The following is a 3,327-nucleotide window of genomic DNA, read 5'->3' as shown; positions in this document are numbered from 1 at the left end:
CGCTCCTCAGCCACGCGCCCTGCTCGACGTCGCCGAGGAGCGCCCCGAACACCGAGGCCGAATCGAGCTCGGGGAGGCGCACGGCGCGCTCGCCGGGATCGTGTCGGGCTCCGGACCGACCGTCGCGTTCCTCGCCGAGGACGCCGACTCGGCGCTCGAGCTGCAGATCGCGCTCTCGGCGTCACGCCTGAACGCGGTGCACGTGCACGGCGCGGTGCACGGCGCCCGCCTCATGCACGCCTGACCCGCCCCTTCCGCCCGCAGCCATCCGCCCTCCGCCCACCGCCCACCGCCCACCGCCCACCGCCCACCCTGCGTTGAAACCTTGTGTTCGGTGCAGCATCCGTCCGGGGCGCGCACCGAACACAGGATTTCAACGCGTCACAGACGCTGTGGAGAGTGGACCGAGTGCCTCCGCCGAGACGGGCAGGCTGAGCCGATGCGTCGACAACGAGACCTTCCTGCACGGCTGACGGCTGCGGAGGCGTTCACTTGGGCAGAGGCGAGCCGCGCCGGGGTCGGCGCACGACGGCTCATCGCCGCCGAGGTCGACCGACCGTTTCGAGGCATCTACCTTCCAGCCGTCGACGGGCGGGATCAGGTCGCACTCGCCCGGGCGTACGCCAGACGGATGCCGCCCACGCAGTTCTTCAGCCATTCGACGGCCGCGGCGATACTCGGAGTGCCGCTGCCGTCATCCATCGCGGGTTCCGCGCGCATCCACGTGTCGGTTCGACTCGGGGCGCAGCCGCCTCGCGCGCGAGGCGTCGTCGGACACACCCTCGCGCCCGACCGGATCGACGTCACGAGCCTCGGCGGGCTCGCGCTGACGAGTGCGGAGACGACGTTCGCGCTCCTCGGCGGGATGCTCGAGCTCGATGACGTGATCGTCGCCGGCGACTACCTGGTGACCGGCGAAGCTCCGCGGGGCGGCGCGCCCGCGCCCACTACCATGCAGGCACTCCGCGACAGCGTTGCTCGACATGGCCGCGGTCGCGGGGTGAGGACACTGCGGGCCGCGCTGGACGAGATCCGGTTCGGGTCGCTCTCCCCACGAGAGACGCTCACCCGCCTCCTCATCGTGCGCTCCGGCCTTCCCGAACCCGAACTGAATCATCCCGTCTTCGATGACATGGGAACGTTGCTCGCGTTGGTCGACCTGGCGTACCCGAAGCGCCGCGTCGGCATCGAGTACGAAGGAGACGGTCATCGGGAGAAGAGGCGATTCCGAGCCGACATCCTGCGCCGGGAACGCCTCGAGGACCTGGGCTGGACGATCGTTCGACTGACCTCCGACGACATCTCGCCGGATCCTCCGCGCCGCGTCGCCGAGACGCTCGCGCGAATCGAGTCCCGTCTCCGGATGCGCGGCTGGACCCCCTGAGTCGCCGCCCGCGCGTGCCCGACGCGTCCGCCACGCGCGTGCCCATCGCGTCCGCCCCGCACGTCGAAACCTTGTGTTCGGTGCAGCAACGCCCTTCGGGTGCACCGAACACAAGGTTTCGACGAGGTGGGTGAGGGGCGCGAGGGAGGGGTGCGAGGGTGTGTGGCAAGGGCGGAGAGGAGAGGGGCGCGCGGGGCGGGGAAGTAGGGTTGAGCCAGACATGGCACACCTCCTCGGCGCCGAGCGCCTGCACCTCGAGTTCCCCACGCGCACCGTCTTCGACGAGGTCACCCTCGGCATCGACGAGGGCGACCGCATCGGCGTCGTCGGCCGCAACGGCGACGGCAAGTCCACGCTGCTCAAGCTGCTCGCGGGGCGGATCGAGCCCGACGCCGGACGGGTGACGCGCCGCCGCGGCATCCGGATCGGCATGCTCGACCAGGCCGACGTGGTCGACCCGGGACATACGGTCGCCGAGGCGGTCGTCGGCGGCATCGACGAGCACGTCTGGGCGGGCGACCCCAAGGTGCGCGACGTCATCGGCGGGCTGCTGGCGGATGTCCCGTGGCACGCGCAGGTGGGCAGCCTCTCGGGCGGGCAGCGGCGGCGGGTCGGCCTCGCGGCGCTCCTCGTGGGCGACTGGGACGTGGTGTTCCTCGACGAGCCCACCAACCACCTCGACGTCGAGGGCATCGCCTGGCTCGCCGGGCACCTGAAGCGCCGCTGGTCGACGGATGCCGGTGCCCTCGTGGTCGTGACGCACGACCGGTGGTTCCTCGACGAGGTGTGCACCGACACGTGGGAGGTGCACGACGGGATCGTCGAGCCGTTCGAGGGCGGGTACGCGGCGTACGTGCTGCAGCGCGTGGAGCGCGACCGCATGGCCGCGGCATCCGAGGCGAAGCGGCAGAACCTGATGCGCAAGGAGCTCGCGTGGCTGCGCCGCGGCGCGCCGGCGCGCACGTCGAAGCCGAAGTTCCGCATCGACGCGGCCAACGAGCTCTACCTCGACCAGGAGCAGCACGACGGCTACCTGCGCGACCGGGACGTGTTCGACGCCGGCATCACCATCGAGGACAACCTCGCCGCGCTCGTCGACTACGACAGCGGCGCGACGATGAGCTACTCCTTGAACGCCCACGCGCCGTGGGAGGGTTACCGCGTCACCGTCAACGGCACCGAGGGCCGCGCGGAGCTCGAGGTGGTCGAGCGCGGCGCGGTGCTCATCGGCGACGACGGCCGGGTCGTGGTCGATCCGAGCATGCACCCCGATGCCTCGCCCGAGGACCGGGTGCGGCCCGACTCCGAGCGCCTCGTCGTGCAGCGGCACTGGGAGGGTGCGCGGGTCGTGCCCATCCCCGAGGGCATCGGCAGCCACGGCGGCGGCGACGCGTACCTGCTCCAGCACCTCTTCGACCGGGTGACGGATGACGCGCCGCTCGGCCGCGTCGCCGGCTACGCCGACGGCGTCAAGGCGGTGTCGGTGGGCATCGCCGGCAACCTGTCCCTCGCTACGGGCGAGCCGGTGCGCATCGCCGACCTCGAGCTCGGCGTCTAGCCGCGTCGACCGAGCGGATGCCGCGGCCGACCGTCGCGGCATCCGCTGTCGCGGCATCCGCTGCCCGTAGCTCGGCTCACGGACCCGACCCCTCGACTGCCATTCGCAGCGGATATACGATCCGCCGCGCCGGGTGCGCGACCGGATCCGCGGTGCGTCGGATCGTATATCCGCCGATTGATGCAGCTGTAGGCGTCCTTCATCGTGAACTCGCGGCGGCGAGTTGGAGGCGATCGTCGGTACCCCGTTGCCGCGCACCGCGAACAGGTCGACCTCGACGTGTTCGGCATCGACCACGACGAGCTCGCGCCCTCAACACCGATGGACGGCGTGATCTCGCGCGTCGCCGACATCGTCGGCTCCAACCTCACGGGCTCACCGGCGG

General features: G+C 71.4%; 3 protein-coding genes and 1 pseudogene. All 4 read left to right on the top strand.

The genetic code is table 11. The features are described from left to right. Window positions 1–244 (top strand): annotated as a pseudogene (locus GH736_RS19560) (hypothetical protein); the annotation flags it as partial. Window positions 245–439: 195 nt separating this feature from the next. Continuing rightward, complete coding sequence (locus GH736_RS19555) at window positions 440–1,384, top strand: endonuclease domain-containing protein (protein WP_159606317.1); 945 nt, start codon at window positions 440–442, stop codon at window positions 1,382–1,384. Window positions 1,385–1,604: 220 nt separating this feature from the next. Next, the gene (locus GH736_RS25800) at window positions 1,605–2,942 is read left to right on the top strand and encodes an ATP-binding cassette domain-containing protein (RefSeq protein ID WP_407922378.1); all 1,338 of its coding nucleotides are present in this window, start codon (window positions 1,605–1,607) and stop codon (window positions 2,940–2,942) included. A gap of 204 nt (window positions 2,943–3,146) precedes the next feature. Further along, window positions 3,147–3,327: hypothetical protein (locus GH736_RS19545; RefSeq protein ID WP_159606315.1), on the top strand; the 181-nt coding region annotated here is incomplete at its 3' end.

The sequence above is a fragment of the Agromyces humi genome, assembly GCF_009720255.1.
Taxonomy (GTDB): domain Bacteria; phylum Actinomycetota; class Actinomycetes; order Actinomycetales; family Microbacteriaceae; genus Agromyces; species Agromyces humi.
This window is presented reverse-complemented; position numbering and strand designations above follow the sequence as displayed.